This window comes from Rhizobium sp. SEMIA 4085 (assembly GCF_013004495.1).
Taxonomy (GTDB): domain Bacteria; phylum Pseudomonadota; class Alphaproteobacteria; order Rhizobiales; family Rhizobiaceae; genus Rhizobium; species Rhizobium gallicum.
On sequence record NZ_JABEPH010000686.1, the window covers coordinates 1 to 1,030 of the forward strand.

Below are 1,030 nucleotides of genomic sequence, written 5' to 3' on the forward strand. Positions count from 1 at the left end.
TTCCCAGGGGTGGAAAAAGGGCTTTCAGGATCGCTCCAACCCGGTGCACACAGTGCGGAGACTGCGGGTCCGAAGGCCCCCCGGTCGCGAGCGATTTAAAGGGGAACCCATAGGTGAGCGATCCGGACAAGTGCACCGCATGCAAGAAAACCTTCGAAACGCAGCAATGCGCCGAGGTCTGTCCAGTGCCGAGGACCTGTGTTCCCGCCGCACCTTCAATTTAATCGCCAGCATGGTGGGGGCTCCTGCGCAAGAGCCTGGAACGCCTTTATTGACATCCTGCCGCTCGGAAAAGGAGGAACGGTCATGGGCCTTGGACGTGAACAGGAGGTCGAAATCCGCGAGCCTCCGCGATTTATACCGGGTGAGCGGGTGCAGGCCACACTTCACGTAAAGAATGACGGCAGCTATGCTGGCAAAGAAATCGGCGAAAATCTGGTGCGGAAGGGCGACGAAGGCTATGTGCGCGATATCGGCACCTTTCTCCAGCAGTTTTACATCTATGCTGTCGAATGGGTCGATCGCGGCACTGTCGTCGGCATGCGTGCGCGTGAACTTATGAGCCTCGACAAAGCCGCGGCTTCCGGCGCTGTTGAAACCGCCAGGGCCTCAACGAAGGAATAGCCAGATGAAGGTAATGATCCGCAGATCCAGCGCTGGCTTGTGGGCTTACGTTCCCAAGAACGATCTCGAAGAGCCGATTATCAAGGTCGAGAATGAAGAGCTGTGGGGCGGGGCTATAACGCTCGGGAACGGCTGGCGGCTTGCCCTCCCCGACATGCCGCGGGATACGCGTCTGCCGATCACCGTCAAGGCTAGGAGGATTTTTGACGAGGACTGATGCTGCAGATAGACGAGGACAATCGGAAAGAGAAAACAGCATGAACACGATCCTGACCTCGGACCCTCTCTTGGTTGTTCGCGACAGTGACGCCGAAAAGCGGCTTGACCTTCTGAAGAAAGCGCTCGCCGCCAACGAGGTCGTCCCCTATCTCGGTCCCGGACTCCTTCGGCTCGGATCCGCGGAAAC

At 58.3% G+C, this 1,030-nt stretch carries 2 protein-coding genes and 2 pseudogenes; all 4 read left to right on the plus strand.

Translation table 11 applies throughout. The annotated features are described in order from the left end of the window. The first annotated feature begins 29 nt into the window (after positions 1-29). Positions 30-224: pseudogene (locus tag C9413_RS34090) on the plus strand (ferredoxin). 82 nt (positions 225-306) lie between these two features. Continuing rightward, entirely contained in the window at positions 307-624 is a 318-nt protein-coding gene (locus C9413_RS32365) for a nitrogen fixation protein NifZ (RefSeq protein ID WP_040114241.1), read from the plus strand. Between the two features lie 4 nt (positions 625-628). Beyond that, complete coding sequence (nifT, locus tag C9413_RS32370; RefSeq protein WP_040114240.1) at positions 629-841, plus strand: putative nitrogen fixation protein NifT; 213 nt, start codon at positions 629-631, stop codon at positions 839-841. Between the two features lie 40 nt (positions 842-881). After that, positions 882-1,030, plus strand: a pseudogene (locus C9413_RS34095) (SIR2 family protein); the annotation flags it as partial.